Genomic DNA, 24,245 nt, shown 5'->3' on the forward strand with positions numbered 1-24,245 from the left:
TTAGTAGCGAATTTTCGGGTCAATAAGCGCTAGCAAAATATCAACGATTGCGTTGAACAAGATGAATAGGAAACCAATCAAGATGGTTACACCCATTACTAGCGAGTAGTCACGGTTAAACGCGGCGTTAACAAACAGCTTACCGATACCTGGTAGGCCGAAGATGGTTTCAACAACAACTGAACCTGTGATGATACCTACGAACGCAGGTCCCATGTAAGAAACAACAGGTAGCATTGCTGGCTTAAGTGCATGTTTTAGAATGATATAACGGTAGCTTAGACCTTTTGCACGCGCAGTTCGGATAAAGTTACTGTTTAGCGTTTCAATCATGCTACCGCGAGTAATACGAGCAAAGGTTGCTACGTAAAGAAGAGACATCGCGATAACAGGCAGCACGATGTACATAAATGTACCGCCATGCCAACCACCTGCTGGGAATATGTTCCAGTGCAGGGAGAAAAGGTAAATAAGCGCCGGTGCCAACACGAAGGATGGCATCACCACCCCGAGCATGGCGGTCGACATTATGGTGTAGTCGACCCAGGTATTGTGCTTCAAGGCGGCAATCGTCCCGACGGTGACCCCCATCAATAGTGTGAAGATAAAGGCAACGAAACCTACCTTCGCAGATACTGGAAGTGCAACCGCGATCAGCTCATTTACTGTGTAATCTTGGTATTTAAAAGAGGGACCGAAGTCACCTTGTAAGATATTTGTCAAATACGTGGTGTATTGTTCAAATACTGGTTTATCCAAGCCGTATTTAGCTTCGATGTTAGCCATAACTTCTGGCGGTAATGGACGCTCGCTTGAAAACGGGTTACCCGGTGCGAAACGCATAAGAAAGAAAGATATAGTGATCAACACCAACATGGTTGGAATCGCTTCAAATATCCGTTTCATAATGAATTTAAGCATAAACTCACTCTTTCAGTCTGTGACAATTAAAATTAGAAAGACGCTACATGCGCGCCCTGCGCATGTAGTGCCTGTATCGTTATATTTATATTAACTTTTGAATCGAAGCTGATTATTGAGCTTTGATGTATAGGTCTTTCGAGAAGATCTTGTCTTCCGCGTTGTTGATTGGGAAGCCACCGACATGCGGGTTAAGTAGACGAGATTTCACGTATTGGTAGATAGGAGCGATTGGCATATCGTTAGCCATCAACTTCTCAGCTTCTAGGTAAAGTGCTTCGCGCTCTTCTTCTGAAGTAGAGTTAAGTGCTTTGTCGATGATTTGATCGTAAGCCGCGCTATCGTAGTGAACACCACCAGTCGTGTTGTTACTCTTCATTAGTGTTAGGAAAGAAGACGCTTCGTTGTAGTCACCACACCAACCGGCACGTGCAACTTCGAAGTCACCAGAGTCTTTAGAAGATAGGTATGTTTTCCACTCTTGGTTTTCAAGTGTTACTGAAAGACCTAGTGTTTTCTTCCACATTGAACCTAGTGCTACAGCAATCTTCTTGTGGTTCTCTGAAGTGTTGTAAAGTAGGTTGAATTTAAGTGGGTTGTCTTTACCGTAGCCCGCCTCTGCAAGAAGACGCTCTGCTTCTGCGTTACGCTCTTTTTGAGACATCTTACCGTAAGCAGGTAGCTCAGGGTTGAAGCCAGCAGTGATTTCAGGCGTTAGGAAGTAAGCAGGTTTTTGACCTTGCGCTAGGATTGCACCTGTTACGATATCACGGTCGATTGCATAAGAGATTGCTTGACGAACACGAACGTCATCAAACGGTGCTTTCTTCGTGTTGAAGATGTAGTAGTAAGTACATAGGTTACCCGCTACAGATACATCTTCAGCGTGCTCTTTTTGAAGGCGCTTGAAGTGCTCAGTTGGCAGTTCGTTTGTGAAGTCGATTTCACCAGATAGGAAACGGTTCATTTCCGCTACTTGGTTTTCGATTGGTAGGAACGTTACTTTGTTAAGAACTGTTTTATCGTTGTCCCAGTACTGTTCGTTACGCTTGAGTACTAGACGCTCGTTAACAACCCATTTATCAACAGAGAATGCACCGTTGCCAACAAAGTGCTCTGGCTTAGTCCACTGGTCACCGTATTTTTCAACAGTTGCCTGGTGTACTGGCTTCATTGTTGTGTGGCCCATCATCATTACGAAGTATGGTACCGCTGTTTCTAATTCAACAACTAGAGTGTTTGCATCCACTGCTTTAACGCCTAGTTCACTCTTGTCTTTCTTACCCGCTACGATATCTTTCGCATTCGCCATCTTGGTGTATTCCATGTACCAAGCGTATGGAGAAGCCGTTGCAGGATCAACTGCACGTTGCCAGCTGTATACAAAATCTTGAGCTGTTACAGGATCGCCGTTAGACCATTTTGCGCCTTTGCGTAGGTGGAAAGTGAATGTTTTGTTGTCTGTCGTTTCCCAGCTTTCCGCAACACCAGGGATAGTGTTGCCGTCGCCGTCTTGGTTCACTAGGCCTTCTAGAAGATCACGAATTACGTGAGATTCTGGTACACCTTGAGATTTGTGTGGGTCGATAGTTGCAACTTCAGTACCGTTACCGCGAACAAGTTCCTGAACTTTTGCCAGTTCTGTGCCTGCTGGAACTTCAGCAGCGATAGAAAGAGTAGAAGAGGCAGCCACTGCCAAACCAGCACCTAGAAGAAGGGCCTGAGTGATTTTATTCTTGTACATTTAATAAACTCCAAGTTTTATGTATTGCATCCATGACTTCTTTGCTTGGTTCACTGAACGGCAGTGATTTAGATTTATTTAGCTCAAAATTTAAGCATAAAAATCTAAAACCTTACAAAGATTGAGGCACACACTATCAACCATTGAAGTAATTTGCCACAAACAAGTCGCAAAAAATCGGATAATTCTCCGAAATACTTAAGGTATCAGTGTAAATATCTAAAAAACCCCAAATCAGTAGTGACTTGCGTAGAGGGATTAATTAAAAAACAGCCTTTAGTGTTGATGTATCTGTGTTGATACTTTTTTTTAGCATCTTATGCTAGAACACTGAGCGCAAATTAACATTAATGCCACATGAAATCTAATTGCACATCACATATCACCTAAACCGTCTACACTATTTGTGAGGATAATCACTTTATACAAGACAGCATAATGCTCTGCACCAAACCGGGTTATCCAATGCACCAATTAAGACAAAATTACGCGCTGAATTTATATGCAACCACAATGAATTATCATTTGTCAAATCAATGATTATCTATAAATAGATTTATAGCAGGTACAAAAAAACCGACCTAAGTGGTCGGTTTTTGACTGTCTCATATACAAATGAGCAAATGCTGAAGCAACATCACTTTAAGAGAAATTACTTCTCCCAGCGTTCCGCTGCTTTCGTGTCTGAATCACGAGAATCAACCCAACGCGTCGTTTCGGTCGTGCGTTCCTTTTTCCAAAAGGGAGCCTTGGTTTTCAGGAAGTCCATAACGAATTCACAGGCTTCAAATGCAGCACCACGGTGTGCACTGGATACACCAACGTAAACAATCTGGTCGCCGATATCTAAGTCACCTACACGGTGGATAACACGCATCTTCTGAATAGGCCAGCGAGCCTCAGCTTGGTCACAGATCTCGCTCAGTGATTTTTCTGTCATACCCGGATAGTGCTCCAGAGACAAACCAATCACATTGTCGCCAAGGTTCATGTCGCGAACTTTACCAACGAACGTCACAATCGCTCCGGCAGCTGTACCTTGAGCCAAGTAGTCGTATTCGTCGCCTACCGAGAAGTCCTCAGCTGTCACTAATACTCTTGGATCCATGCTTAGCCTCCAGTCACTGGTGGGAAGAAAGCCACTTCGTCGCCGTCTTTCACTTCAGCTGTCAGAGGTACGATTGATTGGTTAAGTGCAGCCAGAAGCTTCCCCTCTTCCAATGCGATATCCCATTTGCCTCCTTGTGTCACAAGATGACTACGAATCGCTTCAATCGTCTTAAATTGTGCATCAACTTCAACGCTGTCCACACCAACAAGTTCACGAGTTTGAGCAAAGAAAAGTACTGTAATCATGACTCCACCTTAAAGTGACCAGATTTACCACCTGTCTTCTCTAGCAGGCGCACGTTTTCGATAACAATGTCTTTCTGAACAGCTTTACACATATCGTAAATCGTTAACGCAGCCACAGAAGCAGCCGTTAGCGCTTCCATCTCTACGCCCGTCTTACCCGCAAGCTTACAAACAGATTCGATGCGAACCTTGTTTTCAGACTCGATAGCTTCAAGCTGCACTTCTACTTTAGTTAATAGCAGAGGGTGACACAGGGGAATCAGATCCCACGTCTTCTTCGCCGCTTGAATACCCGCAATACGTGCCGTTGCGAAAACATCACCTTTATGGTGGCTACCAGAGACAATCAGCTCTAGCGTTTCTGCCGACATTTGAACGAAGGCTTCCGCTCTCGCTTCACGTACTGTTTCCGCTTTAGCCGATACATCGACCATGTTTGCTTCGCCAGACGCGTTAATGTGTGTAAATTGGCTCATACTCAAACCGCCTTATACAGAAAGGTGTGGCATGAAGTTACAAGGACGGTGGCTAGCATCCATCTGTTGCTTGATGATCTTAGTCCAACCGGTGCGGCAAGCGCCTGTAGAACCTGGCATCGCAAAGATAACCGTGTGGTTAGCAAAACCCGCAATCGCACGAGATTGAATTGTCGAAGTACCGATCTCTTCGTAAGATACTTGACGGAATAGCTCACCAAAGCCTTCTACTTCTTTGTCGAACAGTGGCTTAAGCGCTTCAGGCGTGCTGTCACGAGAAGTGAAACCCGTACCACCCGTGATCATGATAGCTTGTACGCTTTCATCAGCGATCCATTTAGATACGATCGCACGGATCTTGTACATGTCATCAATAACGATTTGCTTATCAACCACGTTGTGACCCGCTTCTTTAGCATGCTCTGCTAGGTAACCGCCTGAAGTGTCGTTTTCTTCTGTACGAGTATCTGAAACCGTTAGTACTGCGATGTTTGCTGCTTGGAATTTGCTTTCTGCGTGACCCATTTGTTCACCTATATAAATTTTTCATTAGACTGATTCGCCCAGCCTGAAGAAGCTGAGCGATAAAATGCTTTAGAGTGTGTAGCGGGTTAACCGCCGATTGACGCCAAGTTTGGAGTCATGCCGCTGTTGCCATCGTGTAAGAAGTGGCTAACGGACTTGGTTTGAAGCTGAGCCTGAATTCGATCAATGAGTTCTTGCTCTTGTTGATCTTCTTGAATCAGATCTCTCAGTTCAACACCATGGTCGCCAAACAGACATAAGTGAAGTTTACCGGTCGCAGAAACGCGCAGTCGGTTACAACTCTCACAAAAGTCTTTCTCGTAAGGCATGATCAAACCAATTTCACCCTTGTAGTCTGGGTGGACAAACACTTGCGCCGGGCCATCGTTAACGGCTTTGACTTTTAACAGCCAACCATTAGCAATAAGCTGGTTGCGAATCGCAACGCCAGACACATGATGTTTATCGAACAACTCGTCCATCTCGCCGGTTTTCATCAGCTCGATAAAACGTAATTGAATAGGTTTGTCTTTGATCCAATTAAGGAAGGCTGGTAATTCCTGACTATTGAGGTCTTTCATTAATACGACGTTGACTTTGACTTGTTCAAAGCCAACCTCAAACGCTTTATCAATGCCTCGCATAACCTCAGTAAACTTATTCTCACCAGTGATCTGATGGAACATGCGCGAATCTAAACTATCCACGCTCACGTTTATATGGGTTAAACCAGCATCACGCCATTGCCCTACTTGTTTCTCCATGCGGTAGCCATTCGTTGTGGTGGCTACTTTTTCGATGCCTGGAGTAGAAGCAACGGTATGTATGATTTCAGGAAAGTCTTTACGCAGACTCGGCTCTCCGCCTGTAATGCGGATCTTTGAGGTACCACAATCTGCAAACGCTTTAACAACGCGTTTGATCTCGGGAACACTTAAAAAAGACGAGTTTTTTTGCCCTGACGGTTTGTAACCATCTGGCAAGCAGTAAGTACATTTAAAGTTACAGACGTCTGTAACCGACAAGCGCAAGTAATAAAACTTGCGATGGAATCTATCTTCGAATTGTTGCGCCACGGAACACCTTTCCAAACACGGGAGGCATAATCATTTCCAATTAAGCCCTTGTGACAACATGTCACTGGCTCTTGATGCGTATCGGTACAGCAAATACCACTGTGCGACTTAGCATGCGAGAGCTCGGAGTTATGGCAACTGAGCGTTATATTCACACGCGCAGTAGCTGAGTAATAAAATACTTAATATTTGTACGTGAATCTAGCTCTGATGGTAAAAAACGGGTCACATCGGCAAAAAAAACGTATCAAACGCTCAAAATAACTCTTGTTGAGTATATAGCGAGAAGCATTTAACCTAAATTATAGTTGGTAATAACCTAACAAGAACAATAAATGAATATTTACTCTTCAAAGAAAGTCGTAGCAATCGGCGGTGGCCATGGCTTAGGTCGCATGTTAGCTGCATTAAAAGACTTTGGTAACAACGCAACTGGCATTGTTGCAACGACAGATAACGGCGGTTCCACCGGACGTATTAGAGATTGCCAAGGTGGCATCGCATGGGGAGATACACGCAACTGTATCAACCAATTAATCACAGAGCCTTCAATCAGTTCGATGATGTTCGAATACCGCTTTCGTGGTCAAGGTGAGCTAGACGGTCATAACTTGGGTAACCTAATGCTGACGGCGTTAGACAACCTTTCCGTTCGCCCATTGGAAGCAATTAACCTGATTCGAAATATGCTCAAGGTCGATGTCAATATCGTGCCGATGACTGAGCATCCTTCAGACCTCACGGCTCTATCAATGGACGGCCGCTGGGTTACCGGCGAAACCAACGTTGATGACATGACGGAAAAGCTGCGCATGATGGACTTGTCTCCAGAAGTGCCAGCAACCAAAGAAGCCGTTGCTGCCGTTGAGCAAGCAGACTGCATTGTCCTTGGCCCTGGAAGCTTTTTAACCAGTGTGATGCCCCCTCTTCTCCTTCCAGAGATTGGCAAAGCAATCTCTGAGAACACCAAGGCAAAAGTTATCTTCGTTGAAAACCTTTCACCAGAGCACGGTCCCGCAGGGAAAATGACGCTTCAAGAGCAATTGGAGTGGTGTGAACGTACCTGTAAGGCAAGGAAAATAGACATCGTGTTAGGCAATGAACCTCACCCGGAACTAGAAGTGCAATGGAATTGTGTGACCACAGATCTTGCATCGGCAAACCGAGATTGGCGACACGACCGTGTGAAGCTTCAACAAGCCATTGAAGCCCAGTTGGCGTAGCCATAGGTTCAAGCGACAAACAACAAAAAAGGAGCATGCTGCTCCTTTTTTAATCTCAGTAATAACTCGCTGTTTTAAAGGTCCGTCATCAACTGCTGATATTCAGTGTACGTCGATAACAGGAGGTCTTGCATATCTTGAAAATCAATCTCGGTTACAGGCAACGCTTGCTTCACTTTTGCGTCTAAGCTAATCGCAAAACTACACAAAGAATCCGCACCAAAGCTTGCTGCGCTGCTCTTAAGCGCATGACTGATATCAGCCAAGTACTTAGAGGTATCCGACTCTTTATTTATCTCTAGGTGTTCGTAGTAGCCTTTCAACTCACCTAAAAAGATTTCCAGTAAAACCGGGACATTCTCTTGGCCTATTTCGCCGGCAAGCTCATCAACTTTTTGCTGATTTAATACTTTCGTCATTATTATTTTCTTATTGTTTGTTGATTACTGCTTCGCATTCCACGTTTGCAACTTACGGTATATCGTCGATGGACTGACATCTAAGAAACCTGCCGCACGAGGGATGTTGCCATCACACGCTTTAATGGCCTGCTCGATAGCCGTTTTCTCAGTGATCCACAATGGGAAAATATCTTTTACCGTGATGTCTTCATTCTGCTTCTCTTTCAATCGCAGACTGTTTTCAATCGGTTGGTTCAACGGTGGTGGAAGCATGTTGAGAGTAATCTCTTTGCCGTTATTCAAAACCACCACGTTCCGCAACACGTTTTGTAGCTGACGAACGTTACCCGGCCACTCATATTGATTAAAGCGATCAAGTACTTCCTGAGCAAAACGTACAAACGCCTTCCCCTCCTCGACCGACATATAGCCTAGCAACGAATACGCGATCTCGATGACATCTTCACCACGCTCGCGCAATGGCGGCAAGTGCAATGGAATCACGTATAAACGATAGTATAAATCTTCTCTAAAGCGACCTTCTTGTACTTCTTTCCAAGGGTCACGGTTGGTCGCACACACAAAACGAACGTCGACACTTTTCATCTTTGAAGAACCGACTTTTTGGAAAGTGCCGGTTTGGATAAAGCGCAGCAGCTTGGTTTGCAGCTCTAAGTCCATTTCGCACAGTTCATCAAGGAACAGTGTTCCACCATCAGCAAGCTCAGCAGCACCTTGGCGATCGGTCGCAGCACCGGTAAAGGCACCTTTAACGTGGCCAAACAGCTCACTTTCAATCAGGTCTTTAGGGATAGCGGCACAGTTAATCGCGATGAACGGCTTATCGCCACGCTTACTCGCCGCATGAATGGCTTCTGCACATACCTCTTTACCGGTACCACTTTCACCAGTAATGAAAATGCTCGCCTTACTCGATGCAGCAGAATCGATAGTTCGGTAAACCTGCTGCATGGTTTGGCTGCTGCCGATAAAACCTTGGTAGTTCTGGTTTCCCGGGTGTTCCGAGCTATTTTTAAGTTTGGTGGCTTTGCGGATCGCATTATTCACCGTAATACGGAGTCGGTCGGCTTCACACGGTTTGATAAGGAAATCTTGAGAGCCATGACGCATCGCTTCTACAGCGGTATCGATAGAGCCGTGAGCCGTCATGAAGATAACTGGAACTTCAGGGTATTTTTGTTTTACAGCAAATAGTACGTCCATACCCGTCATATCAGGCAGACGTAGATCTAATAAAATAAGGTCTGGGATTCGATGATTCAAACTCTCGATTGCATCGCGGCCAGTGCCGACAATGTTGATATCAATTTCGAGCGGTGTAAGATACGAGCGATATAAAGCTGCTACCGAAGCGGTATCCTCTACCATCAACAAATACTTCGATTTGTTATCTAGCGTTTTTGATTGCATATCCTAGCCATTTATAATTTGCATTTCTTATTATAGTCGCATTCCGCTTTGCATTATGCAAATTAGCCACAGTATTTGTAGTGTGTTTTTTTACTTGCTTCAAACAATCAATGTTTTATCTATCTGGCACGAACGATGCAACGGTATAAATGACCTTCGGGTCACCTAGCCAACTGACGTTGTTAGTGGACCGATTGTTCACAAACGTAAGCCAGTAGAACATTTACTACTGGCTGTTTTTTTGTCTGAAACACTCTCAATTCTTGTGTTGAGGGGGATCAATTCTCGAGCGAAAAGTGAGATTAGCTGTTGGTAATAAACTGCTTTCTTAACTGATCAATTTCATCACGCTTCTGTGCGGCCAATTCAAATTCCAGATTCTGAGCATGCTGATACATCGCAGATTCTAGCTTGCTGATCTCTTTATCAAGCTGTTGCGGCGTAAGTACTGCATAACTTTCAGAAGGCTCTGCCACCTTAGATAGTGGAACTTGTTTCGATTGGCGCTGCTGCTTCGACTTGGTTAGATCACCCAGTTCCATAATGTCTTTGATATTGCGTTTCAACGCTTGCGGAGTGATGCCTTGCTCTTCGTTGTAGGCTTGCTGTTTCTCGCGACGACGATCGGTTTCATCAATCGCTTTTCTCATCGACTTAGTAATCGAATCACCATAAAGGATTGCTCGACCTTCCAAGTTACGAGCAGCACGACCAATGGTTTGAATCAGAGAACGCTCAGAACGCAAGAAGCCCTCTTTATCTGCATCAAGAATCGCCACCAGCGACACTTCAGGCATATCCAAACCTTCACGAAGTAAGTTAATGCCCACTAACACATCGAACTTGCCCAAACGTAGGTCTCGGATGATCTCTACACGCTCAACGGTATCGATATCCGAGTGCAAGTAACGCACTTTAACGCCGTGCTCACTTAGGTATTCGGTTAAGTCTTCTGCCATTCTCTTGGTCAACGTGGTAACCAAAACACGCTCTTCTTTCGCTGAACGGATTCTGATTTCAGACAACAAGTCATCCACCTGAGTCGCGACAGGTCTTACTTCGATGATTGGGTCTAACAGACCAGTAGGACGCACCACTTGATCAGCAATCTCGCCATCTGATTTTTCAATCTCGTAATTACCCGGCGTTGCCGACACAAAAATCGTTTGCGGAGCGATCGATTCGAACTCTTCAAACTTCATTGGACGGTTATCCAAAGCAGAAGGCAGTCTAAAACCAAACTCGACCAAGGTTTCTTTACGAGAACGGTCACCTTTATACATCGCACCAATTTGCGGCACCGTCACGTGTGACTCATCGATGATCAGCAAACCATCATCAGGCAGGTAGTCAAATAACGTTGGCGGCGCTTCCCCTTCCGCACGGCCGCTCAAGTATCGTGAATAGTTTTCGATACCGGAACAGAAGCCAAGCTCAGTCATCATCTCAATATCAAACTGAGTTCTTTGAGAGATACGCTGCTCTTCCAAAAGCTTATTGTTGTCTTTTAAGTATTGAGCACGATCGCGCAGTTCGTCCTTGATGTTCTCAATCGCCTCAAGGATTTTTTCTCTTGGCGTTACATAGTGAGTTTTTGGATAAACCGTAAAGCGCGGCAAGTCTCTTTGTTTCACCGCACCAGTCAGAGGATCAAAAATACTAATGCAGTCCACTTCGTCATCGAACATCTCAATTCGAACCGCATCTTGGTCAGATTCAGCCGGAAAGATATCAATCACCTCACCACGAACACGGAACTGACCACGTTCAAAGGCGACATCGTTTCTTGAATATTGCAGCTCAGCCAATCGACGCAGGATGTCTCGCTGATCCATCACCTCGCCACGACTCAAATGAAGCATCATCTTCAAATAAGACTTAGGATCACCCAGACCGTAGATAGCCGACACAGAAGCCACAATGATGGCGTCTTTTCGTTCTAATAAGGCTTTGGTTGCCGAAAGCCTCATTTGTTCGATATGAGCGTTCACAGACGCATCTTTCTCGATGAACGTGTCCGTGGTTGGAACGTAGGCTTCAGGTTGGTAGTAATCGTAGTAAGAAACGAAATACTCAACGGCATTGTTTGGAAAGAAAGATTTCATCTCACCGTAAAGTTGAGCCGCCAATGTCTTGTTAGGCGCTAACAGAATCGCAGGTCTTTGAGATTGGGAAATGACGTTGGCAAGGGTAAAGGTTTTACCTGAGCCCGTTACCCCTAGTAGAGTTTGATGTGCCAAACCAGAATCTAATCCGTCTAGTAATTTGGTTATCGCTGTCGGCTGATCACCGGACGGGCTGTAGTCCGATACCAAGTCAAAGAGTTTACTCATAGGTCGCCATTTCCATACTGTTTTTTTAATCAGGTCATTGTCACTCTAGGAGGAGTGTCGTTGCAACAATTATCTAGAGAAATGCATCTTAAGATCAGAGATCAGTTATAGCTTTTATTTTTATAACTTGGTATTATCCGTGCCCTTGCAAGATCTCTTCAGCTAAATCACTCAATTTTTCATCCACTACTTTTCCCCAAAAAATCTAAAAATAGCACTTGTTTTACTGTATGTTTTATAATCGCCAAAAGTTATACAATAGTGATATTTTGATACAAATCTTTTAAATACATTACCTTACCTTAGATTTTTATATTCTCAGATTTATCCCAATTATTGTTGTTAAAGTTTCACACACACACTTATCCACAATTTTGGTGGATAACTAAAGAAAGGCTAAATCCGGTAAGGCGTCCAAGAAAGTAAAGTTTTTTATATTATTTTTTTCTGCTATTTTTTGTTGACAGAAATTCGGACTATTATTAAAATTCGCGTCGCTAACAAGCAATTCCCCTTTAGTTCAGTCGGTAGAACGGCGGACTGTTAATCCGTATGTCGCAAGTTCAAGTCTTGCAAGGGGAGCCAAATTCAGAAAAAAGCTCAATCGAAAGATTGGGCTTTTTTCGTATATAACTGCGACTAACTTGTTCCAAGTTAATGTCACAAACCTAGCCGCCCGCGTTCAAGTCTCGACAAGGGGGCCAAATTTAAAGAAGCCGCATCACTCGATGCGGCTTTTTGCGTTTTAGTGCTTTGGGCTCGTATTTTACTCGCCTCTTTCACTCCTCTTTTTGATAGTTCTGAGCACAAAAAGCCACAAATATGACCCTATTCGTAGGAAGCAAATCGAGTTCAATTCAAGAATGATCTTATGAAAGATCCAATTCAACTACTCCTACAAACTTGTCTCACGAAGTAAAAATTGGCCGTCTATACTTACGGTAACTTTAATAATCAATCGATTACCTGATGTTTTTTTCACCAAGTGTCTAAATCCCTAGTGATCCTTGGTTGTTATTAGGTGAGCAAAGCAGGATAATATCGGGATCGGAATCTCAAGAATTAATCCATTATGACCGAATACCTTTTGTTGTTGGTTGGCACAGTGCTGGTCAATAACTTTGTGCTAGTGAAGTTTTTAGGACTATGTCCATTTATGGGAGTCTCCAAGAAACTGGAGACTGCGATTGGCATGGGCCTCGCGACGACTTTCGTTCTAACGTTAGCGTCGGTCTCTGCATACCTAGTAGAAACCTACATCCTTACCCCTCTGGGTATTGAATACCTGCGTACCATGAGTTTCATCTTGGTTATCGCGGTGGTTGTTCAATTTACGGAAATGGTCGTTCACAAAACCAGCCCGACTCTTTATCGCCTGCTGGGTATCTTTCTGCCTCTTATCACCACCAACTGTGCGGTATTAGGTGTGGCACTTCTGAACATCAATGAAAACCACAACTTCATTCAGTCGATCATCTATGGTTTCGGCGCAGCGGTGGGTTTCTCTCTTGTATTGATCTTATTTGCTGCAATGCGTGAACGTATTGCGGTTGCTGATGTTCCAATGCCATTCAAAGGCGCATCGATTGCGATGATCACAGCAGGCCTAATGTCTCTGGCATTCATGGGCTTTACTGGGTTGGTGAAATAAACATGAGTACCATTTTAATTGCGATCATTGCGCTAGCCGTTTTAGCCGCTGTTTTTGGCGCTATTTTGGGCTTTGCTTCTATCCGTTTTAAAGTTGAAGCTGATCCTATCGTCGATCAAATCGACACCATTTTACCGCAAACTCAATGTGGCCAGTGTGGCTACCCTGGCTGTCGCCCATACGCAGAGGCGATCGCTAACGGAGACAAGATCAACAAATGTCCTCCGGGCGGCCAAGCAACCATTGAGAAGCTAGCAGATTTAATGGGCGTAGAAGTTGAAGACTCCGCTCATGACTTAGATAACAAAGTAAAAACCGTTGCCTTCATTCACGAAGATATGTGTATCGGCTGTACCAAGTGTATTCAAGCCTGCCCTGTTGACGCCATTGTTGGTGGCACCAAGGCACTGCACACAGTAATTAAAGATGAATGTACAGGTTGTGATCTATGTGTCGCACCGTGCCCTACTGACTGTATTGAAATGATTCCAGTGGCAACAACGACTGAAAATTGGAAATGGCAGATGAACATCATCCCTGTTACTGATATCACTAACCAAGCGACTGATGCGACTGCGTCAGAGCCTAAAGCATAGGGTTAGTATGATATCTTTAATTGAACAAATTCGCACGGGCTCTATTTGGAACTTCCCTGGTGGCGTGCACCCTGCTGAAAACAAGAAACAGTCGAATACTACTGATATCGTCCATGCAAGGCTTCCAGAAGAAATCGTTCTTCCTGTGAAACAGCACATCGGTAAGCCGGGGAACCTATTGGTTGCTGCTGGCGACACTGTGTTAAAAGGTCAGCAACTCACGGCCTTAGACACAGGTTTTACTTTGCCAGTACACGCACCAACATCGGGTGTGATTACCGCTATCGAACCGCGAACTACCGCTCACCCTTCAGGCTTGAGCGAAATATGCGTGGTTATTAAACCTGATGGCCTAGACACTTGGATTGAAAAAAATCCAGTTGAAGATTTTTCGACAAAGACTTCTGACGAACTGCTTGATGTGATTCGCCAAGCTGGTATTTCAGGCATGGGCGGCGCAGGTTTCCCTACGGCTAAGAAGCTTCAATCAGGCTTAGGTCGTACCGACATTTTGATCGTCAACGCTGCGGAATGTGAACCTTACATCACCTCTGATGACAAGTTGCTTCAAGAACATGCCGACGAAGTATTAAACGGCATCGAAGTGGTTGAACACATTCTTCAACCAAAGCTGACGGTTATCGGCATTGAAGACAACAAACCAGATGCGATAAAAGCACTTGAGATTGCAGCGAAAGACAAAGATATCGTCATTCGCGTTATCCCAACCAAATACCCTTCTGGTGGTGAGAAGCAACTTATCAAGATCCTCACCAACAAAGAGGTTCCAGCTGGCGGCATTCCTGCAGACATTGGTGTTTTGGTTCAGAACGTCGGCTCTCTTTACTCGATTAAGCGAGCGGTAATTGACGGCGAACCTGTGGTTAACCGCGTTGTGACATTAACCGGTAAAACCTTTAAGCAACCTCGTAACGTTTGGGCGCTATTAGGCACACCAGTACATGAGTTACTTGAAGAGTTTGGCTACAAAGCAGATAAAAAACTGCCGCGTTTAATTTTGGGCGGCCCGATGATGGGCTTTACCTTGCCGCATGCCAATGTGCCAATCACCAAAACGTCGAACTGTATTTTGGCGCCAACGCGTCGTGAGATCTCACCAAGCACTTACGAGATGGAATGTATCCGTTGCAGCGCATGTGCTGAAGCTTGCCCTGCGTCTCTACTTCCTCAACAACTGCAATGGCACGCCAAAGCCAACGAGTTGGATAAGTGTGAAGAGCTAAATATTAAAGACTGTATTGAATGTGGTGCATGTGCATTTGTCTGCCCAAGCGAAATCCCTCTTGTTCAGTACTATCGCCAAGCAAAAGCTGAAATCAAAACTCGAAAAGATGAAGCCGCTGCTGCAGAACGCGCCAAGATTCGTTTTGAAGAGAAGAACGCTCGTATGGAGCGTGATAAAGCCGAACGTGAAAACCGCTTTAAAAAAGCCGCAGATAACCGCCGTAAAGATATGAAAACATCCGGCGGTGATGATGCTATTGCTGCTGCGATTGCTCGTGTTAAAGCACAAAAAGCCGCTGCGGATCAGGCTCCGAATGAAGAACCAGCAGTGAAACCTGCGGTTGCTGCCGCTATTGCGAAGGCAAAAGCGAAACAAGCTGCAGCTCAAAAAGCGGAAGGCGCTGAACCAGACAACTCTGAAATGTCTAAACTGCGTGAAGAGCGCAAGCGTCAAGCGAGAGAGCGCAAGGCACAACAAGCAGCAGCCGATACTCCTGCAGAAAGCTCAGGCGATACGAAGAAAGACGCCGTTGCTGCTGCGATTGCTCGCGCTAAAGCGAAGAAAGCACAGCAAGCGGAATCTGCTTCGGATGCTCCTGTTGAAAGCTCTGGCGATGCTAAGAAAGATGCTGTCGCTGCGGCCATTGCTCGTGCTAAAGCCAAGAAAGCTCAACAAGCTGAATCTGCTGCTGAAGCTCCTGCTGAAAAATCCGGCGATGCCAAGAAAGATGCTGTTACTGCCGCTATCGCTCGCGCTAAGGCTAAGAAAGCACAGCAAGCGACACAAGAAACAACCGAAGCTCCTGAACCTGCAGTTGAAACTGAAGCTGGAAGTTCTGGCGATGCTAAGAAAGACGCCGTTGCTGCCGCTATAGCCCGTGCTAAAGCAAAAAAAGCACAGCAAGCTAAGCAAGCAGAAACGTCTGAACCAGTAGTTGAAGTAGAAACTGATACTCAATCTGAACAGGTCGATCCGAAGAAAGCAGCTGTTGCTGCAGCTATCGCTCGTGCTAAAGCGAAAAAAGCCCAGCAAGCGAAACAAGACGAAACAGTAGAAACGCCAGAGCCAGTGCTCGAAGTGGCAGCTGAAACTCAATCTGAAGCTGTTGACCCTAAAAAAGCAGCCGTTGCTGCCGCTATTGCTCGTGCTAAAGCAAGAAAAGCACAGCAAGAGCTAGATAAAAAGAACAATGAGGAGAAAGAGTAGTGGCCTTCTTTATCGCCAGCTCACCGCACGCACACAGTCGTAGAAGCACCCCAGATCTGATGAAATGGGTGGCTATTTGTGCATTGCCAGGTCTACTAGCTCAAACCTACTTCTTCGGATGGGGTACGCTCATCCAGTTAGTATTTGCTATCGCACTTGCGATTACCTTTGAAGCAGCAATCATGCTGCTAAGAAAGCGCCCGCCAGTGATGGCGCTACGTGATTACAGTGCTGTTGTCACCGCTTGGCTACTTAGTGTCGCGATTCCTCCGCACTCTCCGTGGTGGATTCTAGTGATAGGTATGTTCTTCGCAATTGTCATCGCGAAACACCTATACGGCGGACTTGGGCAAAACCCATTTAACCCAGCGATGGTCGCTTACGTTGTTTTGCTGATCTCATTCCCAGTTCAAATGACCAGTTGGAATGCTCCAGCTAGCTTAACGGCTGAAGCAACCAGTTTTGTTGACTCATTCTTGATGATCTTTACTGGCTTCAATAATGAAGGATTATCTCTACAGCAAGCTCGTTTAGGGGTTGATGGCACCACAATGGCGACGCCACTCGATGCCTTCAAAACTGCACTAACGGCAGGCAACACAGCGTCTGAAGCTCTGTCTCAACCTCAATTTAGCTGGTTAGCTGGCGTGGGTTGGGAATGGGTAAACCTTGCTTACCTTATTGGTGGCTTAGTGCTTATCAAACAACGCGTGATTCAATGGCATATCCCAGTAGCGTTTCTGGGAAGCTTGACCCTATTTAGCCTAGTGTTCTTGATGTTCACTCCTGGCGAAACCGCATCACCGACCATTCATCTATTGTCTGGTGCGACGATGCTAGGCGCATTTTTCATTGCGACCGACCCAGTTTCAGCATCAACAACAGTCAAAGGTCGCTTAGTGTTTGGCGCTCTGATCGGCGGTTTAGTCTTTATCATCCGCAGTTGGGGGGGGTTCCCTGATGGCGTGGCGTTTGCTGTATTGTTAGCCAACATGTGTGTTCCACTGATTGACTACTACACCAAACCTCGCACATACGGTCACTAAGGGAGCGGATACCATGCTAAATGCAATTAAGAAAAACGGCCTTGTACTCGCGATTTTTGCGTGTGCTTCGACGGGTTTGGTCGCGGTAACTCACTACCTGACCAAAGATCAGATCAAACAACAAGAACAGGCTCAGTTACTGTCTGTTCTTAACCAAGTGATCCCACACGATCAGCACGACAACGAGCTGTTTTCGTCTTGTACTTTGGTTCAAGCAGAAGAGCTTGGTACTGAGCAAGCGATGCCGGCTTACATTGCTAAGCTTAATGGTGAGCCAAGCGCGATTGCGATCGAAGCGATTGCACCAGACGGCTACAATGGCGCGATTAAAGTCATTGTTGGAATGAAAACTGACGGTACTATTTTAGGTACTCGCGTGCTTTCTCACCAAGAGACTCCGGGCTTGGGTGATAAGATTGATCTGCGTGTGAGTGATTGGATTCTTTCGTTTGCAGGTAAGCAAGTGACGGATTCTAATCTAGACCGTTGGAAGGTTCGTAAAGACGGTGGTGATTTTGACCAGTTTACTGGCGCTACTATCACGCCAAGAGCAGTCGTGAAGTCAGTCAAACAAGCGGTCCAGTACGTTAACCAAAACAACCAAGCATTGCTTGCTCAACCTCTAAATTGTGGTGGTGAATAATGAGTGACCATAAAACATTGATCAAAAATGGCATGTGGGCCAATAATCCTGCCCTAGTGCAACTTCTTGGGTTATGTCCGCTGCTGGCTGTATCGTCAACAGTCACTAACGCACTTGGGCTAGGCATTGCTACCTTGCTTGTACTGGTCGGCTCAAACGTTTCTGTTTCTTTGGTTCGTAACCACGTACCAAAAGAAGTGCGTATCCCAGTATTCGTAATGATCATTGCCTCGCTAGTAACGTGTGTTCAATTACTGATGAACGCTTACGCCTATGGGCTTTACCTCTCTTTGGGTATCTTCATCCCGCTGATCGTAACCAACTGCATCATCATTGGTCGTGCGGAAGCCTTCGCTTCAAAGAATGAAGTGCTACCAGCGGCTCAAGATGGTTTCTGGATGGGTCTAGGCATGACATCAGTATTGGTCGTGTTAGGTGCGATGCGTGAGATTATTGGTAACGGCACTCTATTTGATGGTGCAGACCTGCTGCTTGGAGACTGGGCTTCGGTGTTACGAATCCAGATATTCCAATTTGATAACAGCTTCTTGTTAGCCCTGCTTCCACCCGGTGCCTTTATTGGTGTTGGTTTCTTAATTGCGTTGAAAAACATCATCGACAACCAAGCAAAATCTAGACAACCTAAACAAGAAAAACCAGTCATTGAACGCGCTCGCGTTACCAATGCCTAATAAGTTAAATTAGCTTAAATCCCGCTGAGTTAGCTCAACCGCTCAGCGGGGAAAATCAGATCTAAACAGTACATATAATAATGACGCTCATAAGAGCGCGTAACCGATGATAAAGCAGAAGCAATCCAAGCTTCATGCCCTAACTATTTGAAAGTAATGTCGCTATGAACAATGTAAAACGAGTAGAAATACTTGAGCGTTTAAGAGAAAACAATCCAAAGCCAGAGACTGAGCTTAACTGGAACAGCCCATTCGAGTTGCTGATCGCCGTACTTTTATCAGCACAAGCAACCGATGTAAGCGTGAACAAGGCGACGGATAAGCTGTACCCTGTAGCCAACACTCCGCAAGCAATTTTCGACCTAGGTGTTGATGGTTTAAAAGAGTACATCAAGACCATCGGCCTATTTAACTCAAAAGCAGAAAACACCATCAAAACGTGTCGTATGCTGCTTGACCTACATAATGGTGAAGTACCGGAAGATCGCGCTGCATTAGAAGCCCTTCCAGGTGTTGGTCGCAAAACAGCAAACGTAGTGTTAAATACTGCATTCGGTTGGCCGACCATTGCCGTTGATACTCACATCTATCGTGTATCAAACCGCACTAAGCTAGCGATGGGTAAAACCGTCGACGATGTCGAAGCAAAACTACTTAAAGTTATCCCAAAAGAATTCAAACTGGATGTCCACCATTGGCTCATTCTTCATGGACGTTACACCTGTGTCGCACGTAAACCACGCTGTGGCAGCTGTATCATTGAAGACCTCTGTGAGTACAAAGAAAAGAGCGAAGATTAGTCTTTCCGTTCACAACAATTAATCAACACGGCAGCGCTTAAAGCGCTGCTTTTTTATTGCCACTCTCTAGAAGTCGCCTCTACATCAGTTTTCATTTCTAATTCTGCGTTCCCAAGATAACAGGCATAAAAAATCCCGCCTTTTATGGCGGGATTCAATTATTTAGCTAAGAAGTCTGTCTTAGATAAACTTCACTTTAGTCACTTCTTTGATAGCAGATAGAACAAATGTTGGTACTGCTGCAATGAAGATTAACGATATTAAGTGATTAAACTCTAGTGCTTCTGTGCTGAATACCAGCTGGCCGAAGCTTGTGTAGACAACACTTAAAGACAAGATAGCCGATACTGCCACCGCACCAAGTAGGTAGTGGTTAGTGAACGGATTCTTACGATAAATCGTTGTAAACGTACGTGCATCGAACAAGCTCCAAAGTTGAGCAAAGATCAGTGTTAAAAACGCAACAGTTTGTGCGTATTGAGCACTGTAACCACCGTCGAGTGCGTAAGAGAATGTCACAAAGCTTAGACCACCTAATGCGAGACCACGAGTTAGGATACGAGCGCCTAGACCATTAGAGAAGAAGCCTTGGTCACGTTTGCCTGGCTTACGCTCCATGAGATCTTTCTCTTCTGGCTCAACACCGAGTGCAAGTGCTGGTAGACCATCAGAAACGAGGTTAACCCATAAGATCATTAGTGGAGTTAGCGGAAGTACTACATCTGGTCCCATGAGTAGGAATGCAAATAGGATTACCGAAACCTCACCCACGTTCGCTGTAAGTGCTTGGCGGATAAACTTACGTAGGTTATCGAAAATTTGACGACCCTGACGTACCGCCTTCACGATAGTACTGAAGTTATCATCCAACAGGATAAGGTCACTTGAGTCTTTCGCAACAGACGTACCTGTAATACCCATCGCAACACCAATGTCTGCACGACGCAGTGCTGGCGCATCGTTCACGCCGTCACCGGTCATAGAGGCAACTTCGTTATTCTCTTGCTGCGCTTTTACGATACGCAGCTTGTGCTCTGGAGTAACACGTGCAAATACTGCAACCTGAGAACAGATAGACAACAGCTTCTCGTCATCCATTTGGTCAAGCTCTGCACCCGTTACCACTAGATCGTCTTCGCTACGGATGATTCCGATTTCACGAGCAATCGCTGCTGCCGTGACTGCGTGGTCACCGGTAATCATTACCGTACGAACACCTGCGCTATAACAGCTATTTACTGCATCGCGCACTTCTGGGCGTGGTGGATCCATGATGCCATAGATACCCAGGATGCTGACGTCTTTTTCAAGCTCAGGGAAATCTAACTCCAGCTCTTCTTCTTTTAATTCACGGAAACCAACGGCAAGTGTACGCAGAGCATCACCACCAAAGGTTTGGATTGCCGCTTCAAAGTTTAAATGAAGCTCTTGAGACGGTGCGGTATCGAGAGCCAAGTTGCCTGCAACTTCACAGCCAACCGTTGGTACGAAACCACCGTCAACCATGAAGCTGGTTGATTTACCAAGAACAACATCTGGCGCGCCTTTCAATGCTAGGAAGTGCTTACCTTGTGGGTCACGAACGATAACAGAAGCCATCTTACGACCAGAATCGAACGGGAACTTCTTAACGATTGAGTAGCCACCCGTTGATAGCATTTCATCTTGTTTAAGACCTGCTTTTGCAGCTGCAACAATTAGTGCACCTTCTGTCGGGTTGCCACGAACCGTCCATTTACCATCAGCATTTACATATTCAGCATCGTTACAAAGCGTTGCAACTACAAGACCTTTCATCATTGCAGGGCTGTTTGTCGCCTCGACATCGTGACCTTTGGTAATGAATTCACCCTTAGGATCAAAACCTTTACCTGATACATCCCAGTAATGACCAGACGCATCGTACGCTTTCATTACCTGCATTTGGTTTTGTGTTAGCGTACCGGTTTTATCTGAACAGATAACGGTTGTAGAACCAAGCGTTTCGATTGCTGCTAGCTGTTTAGCCAAAGCATTATTCTTAACCATCTTAGTCGAGCCCATCGTTAATACGATAGTAACCACCGTTGGTAAGCCTTCAGGAATAGCGGCAACCGATAAAGAGATACCTGTTGTTAGGATTTCTAACCATGGCATACCGTGGTAAACACCGATAGCACAAACAATAGCAACAACCACAAGAGCAACAACCAATAATGCGAGTGCGATGGTGTCCATACGCTCTTGCATTGGTGTTTTCGTCTCTTCCGTTTGGTTCATCATATCAGCGATGTGACCAACTTCAGTTTGCATACCTGTGCTTGTTACAACAGCAAGGCCTGTACCTGTAGTCACGATTGTTGTCATGAAGCCCATGTTCTTCTGATCGCCAAGACCAAGGGTCTCATCTTCAAGGCGTTCAGACTGCTTATTCACTGGCTCAGATTCACCGGTCAGCGCAGCCTCATCTACCGTCAGACGGTTTGACTCAAGAATACGAACATCAGCAGGCAGAATATCGCCAGTATTAATTTTGATGATGTCACCAGGAACGAGGGTTTTCGCTGGAACACTGATCCATTTACCATCGCGCATCACTTCGGCTTCTGGAGCTGCCATTTCTTTTAGCGCTTCCATCCCTTTCTGAGCTTTAAACTCCTGCCAGAATGCAATACCAGTATTGATAAGGATAATCACTGCAATAGCAATAGCATCAATCGCGTGGCCAGTAGACCAAGAAACGATTGCACCAACAGCTAGAATAAAAATCAGTGGGTTTTTATATTGATGAATATACAGTTCCCACGCAGAAGCTGACTCTTGTGCAGTCAGTTCGTTAGTGCCGTGCTTCTCTAAGCGTGCATCCGCTTCAGAAGTTGATAAACCTGTCGTTTGATCTGCGTTCAGTTCGTTTAAAACATCTGAACTTTGTTGTGTAAACCATTTACTCGTCATTTGAGTACTCCACATCAATGCCTCACGCCGAGGCTAATGTAATAAAATAATACTTATTCTTATGTGATAGAAAAATCGCACAAATCAAAAGTGAATATTTAGTCGATTTGGTGCGCTTGAAAAACTATATAGTAAGGATTGTCTATTTAGCAAAGATCGCAAAAGATACACTTGATACACACTTGACAACTACTTTGAAAACACAACCACATCAAACATCAAACATAAAACAAACAATACAAGCCCAAACTATTGTTTAAAAAAGATAAGAACAAAAAATAGACACCCTTTGCACTTTCGTAAAAACCATTAGTTATCGGCGTATTTTATCGAAAATTCCTTAATAACGAAGTAAAACATCGGAATAACCTTTCTATAAACAGGGATATGTTGGCGTGATCATAAATTGATAAAATGGAAAGTTAGATGCCAATTGTAAAAACGAAAGGAAATCAGCAACAAGATGGAGATATAAGTCACAATTCAACAACCAAGGCCATTCTTGGCCATTACAAAAAAGACCAACACTCAAACTTACTATTTATGCAAAACAGCGAATTAAGCGCTAGTGACTGACAAATTAATAAGGCCGTCGCTCTTTAATTTCTTATAATACAAATAAGAAAAAAGGTAGAGAGGGAGAGTAAGATAGATGATGAGAATAAGAAAATATGACCAAGCTCATCATCTCTTTGGTGTTGCTTATGAGCTTGCTCATATATAGTGCTATAAAAGAAACAACCAATAACAAGCTAGGAGCAAATCATGTCAAACGGTCGTATTTTACACACCATGCTACGCGTGGGTGATCTAGACAAGTCTATCGAGTTCTACACCAATGTAATGGGCATGCAGCTATTACGTAAGAACGAAAACAAAGAGTACGAATACACACTGGCTTTCGTTGGCTTTGGCGACGAATCTCAAGGCGCAGTGATTGAGCTGACTTACAACTGGGGCACCACGGAATACGATCTTGGCTCTGCTTTTGGTCACGTTGCTATCGGTGTTGATGACATCTACACAACGTGTGATGCGATTAAAGCAGCTGGCGGCAACGTAACGCGAGAAGCGGGTCCGGTTAAAGGCGGCTCTACACACATTGCGTTCGTTAAAGATCCTGATGGCTACATGATTGAGCTGATTCAGAACAAACAAGCAAGCGCAGGTCTAGAAGGTTAATTCCTTAACCTCTTTGAGAAGTTGAGTTTGAACGCCTGATGAAATAAAAAAGAAGCGAGCACTATGCTCGCTTCTTTTTTATCACTCTCCCCATAATCGATATGCTTCACCAATTATTCTTAACAATCTCATTGATGAAACTTTACATGATAATGATTATCATTTAAATTAACCACCTATTGATTAGTGAGGTAATACAATGATTAGCGAATGGGAAAAACACACGTTACTTGCCGATACTGCATTGCAGCTCGACGATCCTGTACGAAGTATTCTTCATTATCAGCAGGCTTTGAACTTAAGTGAAGAAATTACAGAACGCACCGATATTCAAGCCGATGAACGCTTACTGATCTCGGTGATTTCTTGCCACAATCTTGCTCAATTCTGGCGTTGGGCTGGCGACACTGAATACGAGCTCAAGTATCTTCAACTGGCTTCTGAAAAGGTACTCACACTGATCCCTCAGTGCCCTAATACTCAATGTTCAAGCTTTATCGATTCTATTGGTTGCTGTAAGAAAGCACTGATCGATTTCATGAAACGCCACCCAAACCCTAAAATTGCCTCTATGGTTGAAAAAATCGATACTGCGACCAACTGTGAAATGATTGCTCGGTTCCGCTTGAATTAATGGTTGCCTCGAATAATTAGAGCCAAATCGACATGTTATCCAAACAAAAAATGCCCATCACGTAGATAGGCATTTTTATCTTTATCTTTATCTTTATCTTTATCTTTATCTTTATCTAGACAAGCTATT

General features: G+C 44.7%; 22 protein-coding genes, 1 tRNA gene and 1 riboswitch. Of the genes, 12 read left to right on the plus strand and 11 right to left on the minus strand.

From position 1 onward, the window contains the following. The 7 genes from oppB to moaA form a co-directional block, all read right to left on the minus strand. Entirely contained in the window at positions 1–921 is a 921-nt protein-coding gene (gene oppB, locus F0229_RS01115; RefSeq protein WP_017062174.1) for an oligopeptide ABC transporter permease OppB, read from the minus strand. A gap of 112 nt (positions 922–1,033) precedes the next feature. Then, the gene (locus F0229_RS01120; RefSeq protein WP_171732073.1) at positions 1,034–2,665 is read right to left on the minus strand and encodes an ABC transporter substrate-binding protein; all 1,632 of its coding nucleotides are present in this window, start codon (positions 2,663–2,665) and stop codon (positions 1,034–1,036) included. 652 nt (positions 2,666–3,317) lie between these two features. Further along, a complete protein-coding gene (gene moaE / locus F0229_RS01125; RefSeq protein ID WP_017062176.1) occupies positions 3,318–3,773 on the minus strand; it encodes a molybdopterin synthase catalytic subunit MoaE in 456 nt (151 codons plus the stop codon). A gap of 2 nt (positions 3,774–3,775) precedes the next feature. Further along, positions 3,776–4,021: a molybdopterin synthase sulfur carrier subunit gene (gene moaD / locus F0229_RS01130; RefSeq protein WP_171732074.1), complete on the minus strand. Its 246-nt coding sequence runs from the start codon at positions 4,019–4,021 to the stop codon at positions 3,776–3,778. Further along, positions 4,018–4,497 (minus strand): cyclic pyranopterin monophosphate synthase MoaC, encoded by a 480-nt coding sequence (gene moaC, locus F0229_RS01135; RefSeq protein WP_004734026.1) that lies wholly within the window; start codon positions 4,495–4,497, stop codon positions 4,018–4,020. Before moaC ends, moaD begins: the two co-directional genes overlap by 4 nt. Positions 4,498–4,509: 12 nt before the next feature. Then, the gene (gene moaB / locus F0229_RS01140) at positions 4,510–5,022 is read right to left on the minus strand and encodes a molybdenum cofactor biosynthesis protein B (RefSeq protein ID WP_004734027.1); all 513 of its coding nucleotides are present in this window, start codon (positions 5,020–5,022) and stop codon (positions 4,510–4,512) included. 86 nt (positions 5,023–5,108) lie between these two features. After that, positions 5,109–6,098 carry a GTP 3',8-cyclase MoaA gene (gene moaA, locus F0229_RS01145; RefSeq protein WP_009848642.1) on the minus strand — a complete coding sequence of 330 codons (990 nt, stop codon included), beginning with the start codon at positions 6,096–6,098 and terminating at the stop codon, positions 5,109–5,111. Next, positions 6,087–6,239, minus strand: a riboswitch (molybdenum cofactor riboswitch). Its footprint overlaps the gene before it by 12 nt. 194 nt (positions 6,240–6,433) lie before the next feature. On the opposite strand from moaA, the gene F0229_RS01150 reads away from it, so the two are divergent. Further along, the gene (locus F0229_RS01150; RefSeq protein WP_017062178.1) at positions 6,434–7,321 is read left to right on the plus strand and encodes a YvcK family protein; all 888 of its coding nucleotides are present in this window, start codon (positions 6,434–6,436) and stop codon (positions 7,319–7,321) included. 74 nt (positions 7,322–7,395) lie between these two features. Here the strand turns inward: F0229_RS01150 and luxU are convergent, their stop codons facing one another. The 3 genes from luxU to uvrB form a co-directional block, all read right to left on the minus strand. Next, positions 7,396–7,740: a quorum-sensing phosphorelay protein LuxU gene (gene luxU, locus F0229_RS01155; protein WP_017062179.1), complete on the minus strand. Its 345-nt coding sequence runs from the start codon at positions 7,738–7,740 to the stop codon at positions 7,396–7,398. A gap of 24 nt (positions 7,741–7,764) precedes the next feature. Beyond that, positions 7,765–9,153, minus strand: a complete 1,389-nt coding sequence (gene luxO / locus F0229_RS01160; RefSeq protein ID WP_004734031.1) for a quorum-sensing sigma-54 dependent transcriptional regulator LuxO — start codon at positions 9,151–9,153, stop codon at positions 7,765–7,767. 302 nt (positions 9,154–9,455) lie between these two features. After that, the gene (gene uvrB, locus F0229_RS01165; protein WP_171732075.1) at positions 9,456–11,486 is read right to left on the minus strand and encodes an excinuclease ABC subunit UvrB; all 2,031 of its coding nucleotides are present in this window, start codon (positions 11,484–11,486) and stop codon (positions 9,456–9,458) included. A gap of 509 nt (positions 11,487–11,995) precedes the next feature. On the opposite strand from uvrB, the gene F0229_RS01170 reads away from it, so the two are divergent. The 8 genes from F0229_RS01170 to nth all read left to right on the plus strand — a co-directional run bounded on the left by F0229_RS01170 (position 11,996) and on the right by nth (position 19,366). Next, positions 11,996–12,071, plus strand: a tRNA-Asn gene (locus F0229_RS01170). Between the two features lie 487 nt (positions 12,072–12,558). Beyond that, a complete protein-coding gene (gene rsxA, locus F0229_RS01175) occupies positions 12,559–13,137 on the plus strand; it encodes an electron transport complex subunit RsxA (protein ID WP_004734039.1) in 579 nt (192 codons plus the stop codon). Positions 13,138–13,139: 2 nt separating this feature from the next. Beyond that, complete coding sequence (gene rsxB / locus F0229_RS01180) at positions 13,140–13,733, plus strand: electron transport complex subunit RsxB (RefSeq protein WP_004734040.1); 594 nt, start codon at positions 13,140–13,142, stop codon at positions 13,731–13,733. Positions 13,734–13,740: 7 nt separating this feature from the next. After that, entirely contained in the window at positions 13,741–16,185 is a 2,445-nt protein-coding gene (gene rsxC / locus F0229_RS01185) for an electron transport complex subunit RsxC (RefSeq protein ID WP_171732076.1), read from the plus strand. Next, positions 16,185–17,231, plus strand: a complete 1,047-nt coding sequence (gene rsxD, locus F0229_RS01190) for an electron transport complex subunit RsxD (RefSeq protein WP_171732077.1) — start codon at positions 16,185–16,187, stop codon at positions 17,229–17,231. The genes rsxC and rsxD overlap by 1 nt, the downstream gene beginning before the upstream one ends. 13 nt (positions 17,232–17,244) lie before the next feature. Then, positions 17,245–17,874 (plus strand): electron transport complex subunit RsxG, encoded by a 630-nt coding sequence (gene rsxG, locus F0229_RS01195; RefSeq protein WP_017061171.1) that lies wholly within the window; start codon positions 17,245–17,247, stop codon positions 17,872–17,874. Continuing rightward, on the plus strand, positions 17,874–18,566 hold the full coding sequence (locus F0229_RS01200) for an electron transport complex subunit E (protein ID WP_012603531.1): 693 nt from the start codon (positions 17,874–17,876) through the stop codon (positions 18,564–18,566). The genes rsxG and F0229_RS01200 overlap by 1 nt, the downstream gene beginning before the upstream one ends. 164 nt (positions 18,567–18,730) lie before the next feature. Then, positions 18,731–19,366 (plus strand): endonuclease III, encoded by a 636-nt coding sequence (gene nth / locus F0229_RS01205; protein WP_050633734.1) that lies wholly within the window; start codon positions 18,731–18,733, stop codon positions 19,364–19,366. 180 nt (positions 19,367–19,546) lie between these two features. Here the strand turns inward: nth and F0229_RS01210 are convergent, their stop codons facing one another. Continuing rightward, the gene (locus tag F0229_RS01210; RefSeq protein ID WP_171732078.1) at positions 19,547–22,300 is read right to left on the minus strand and encodes a cation-transporting P-type ATPase; all 2,754 of its coding nucleotides are present in this window, start codon (positions 22,298–22,300) and stop codon (positions 19,547–19,549) included. 426 nt (positions 22,301–22,726) lie between these two features. Here F0229_RS01210 and F0229_RS01215 point away from each other — a divergent pair, with 426 nt between their 5' ends. The 3 genes from F0229_RS01215 (at position 22,727) to F0229_RS01225 (ending at position 24,116) form a co-directional block, all read left to right on the plus strand. Next, on the plus strand, positions 22,727–22,876 hold the full coding sequence (locus F0229_RS01215) for a hypothetical protein (RefSeq protein ID WP_171732079.1): 150 nt from the start codon (positions 22,727–22,729) through the stop codon (positions 22,874–22,876). A gap of 189 nt (positions 22,877–23,065) precedes the next feature. Next, positions 23,066–23,482, plus strand: coding sequence for a lactoylglutathione lyase (gene gloA / locus F0229_RS01220; RefSeq protein WP_004734046.1), 417 nt, complete (start codon positions 23,066–23,068; stop codon positions 23,480–23,482). A 199-nt stretch (positions 23,483–23,681) separates the two neighbouring features. Continuing rightward, positions 23,682–24,116 (plus strand): DUF2753 domain-containing protein, encoded by a 435-nt coding sequence (locus F0229_RS01225; protein WP_004734047.1) that lies wholly within the window; start codon positions 23,682–23,684, stop codon positions 24,114–24,116. Positions 24,117–24,245 lie beyond the last annotated feature (129 nt).

This window comes from Vibrio sp. AIC-3 (assembly GCF_013114515.1).
GTDB classification, from domain to species: Bacteria; Pseudomonadota; Gammaproteobacteria; order Enterobacterales; family Vibrionaceae; genus Vibrio; species Vibrio crassostreae_C.

Excerpts from the sequence above, each read along its gene's own strand:
- oppB (WP_017062174.1), bottom strand. The coding sequence starts at position 921 with ATGCTTAAATTCATTATGAAACGGATATTTGAAGCGATTCCAACCATG.
- F0229_RS01120 (WP_171732073.1), bottom strand. The coding sequence starts at position 2,665 with ATGTACAAGAATAAAATCACTCAGGCCCTTCTTCTAGGTGCTGGTTTG.
- moaE (WP_017062176.1), bottom strand. The coding sequence starts at position 3,773 with ATGGATCCAAGAGTATTAGTGACAGCTGAGGACTTCTCGGTAGGCGAC.
- moaD (WP_171732074.1), bottom strand. The coding sequence starts at position 4,021 with ATGATTACAGTACTTTTCTTTGCTCAAACTCGTGAACTTGTTGGTGTG.
- moaC (WP_004734026.1), bottom strand. The coding sequence starts at position 4,497 with ATGAGCCAATTTACACACATTAACGCGTCTGGCGAAGCAAACATGGTC.
- moaB (WP_004734027.1), bottom strand. The coding sequence starts at position 5,022 with ATGGGTCACGCAGAAAGCAAATTCCAAGCAGCAAACATCGCAGTACTA.
- F0229_RS01150 (WP_017062178.1), top strand. The coding sequence starts at position 6,434 with ATGAATATTTACTCTTCAAAGAAAGTCGTAGCAATCGGCGGTGGCCAT.
- luxU (WP_017062179.1), bottom strand. The coding sequence starts at position 7,740 with ATGACGAAAGTATTAAATCAGCAAAAAGTTGATGAGCTTGCCGGCGAA.
- luxO (WP_004734031.1), bottom strand. The coding sequence starts at position 9,153 with ATGCAATCAAAAACGCTAGATAACAAATCGAAGTATTTGTTGATGGTA.
- uvrB (WP_171732075.1), bottom strand. The coding sequence starts at position 11,486 with ATGAGTAAACTCTTTGACTTGGTATCGGACTACAGCCCGTCCGGTGAT.
- rsxA (WP_004734039.1), top strand. The coding sequence starts at position 12,559 with ATGACCGAATACCTTTTGTTGTTGGTTGGCACAGTGCTGGTCAATAAC.
- rsxB (WP_004734040.1), top strand. The coding sequence starts at position 13,140 with ATGAGTACCATTTTAATTGCGATCATTGCGCTAGCCGTTTTAGCCGCT.
- rsxC (WP_171732076.1), top strand. The coding sequence starts at position 13,741 with ATGATATCTTTAATTGAACAAATTCGCACGGGCTCTATTTGGAACTTC.
- rsxG (WP_017061171.1), top strand. The coding sequence starts at position 17,245 with ATGCTAAATGCAATTAAGAAAAACGGCCTTGTACTCGCGATTTTTGCG.
- F0229_RS01200 (WP_012603531.1), top strand. The coding sequence starts at position 17,874 with ATGAGTGACCATAAAACATTGATCAAAAATGGCATGTGGGCCAATAAT.
- nth (WP_050633734.1), top strand. The coding sequence starts at position 18,731 with ATGAACAATGTAAAACGAGTAGAAATACTTGAGCGTTTAAGAGAAAAC.
- F0229_RS01210 (WP_171732078.1), bottom strand. The coding sequence starts at position 22,300 with ATGACGAGTAAATGGTTTACACAACAAAGTTCAGATGTTTTAAACGAA.
- F0229_RS01215 (WP_171732079.1), top strand. The coding sequence starts at position 22,727 with ATGCCAATTGTAAAAACGAAAGGAAATCAGCAACAAGATGGAGATATA.
- gloA (WP_004734046.1), top strand. The coding sequence starts at position 23,066 with ATGTCAAACGGTCGTATTTTACACACCATGCTACGCGTGGGTGATCTA.
- F0229_RS01225 (WP_004734047.1), top strand. The coding sequence starts at position 23,682 with ATGATTAGCGAATGGGAAAAACACACGTTACTTGCCGATACTGCATTG.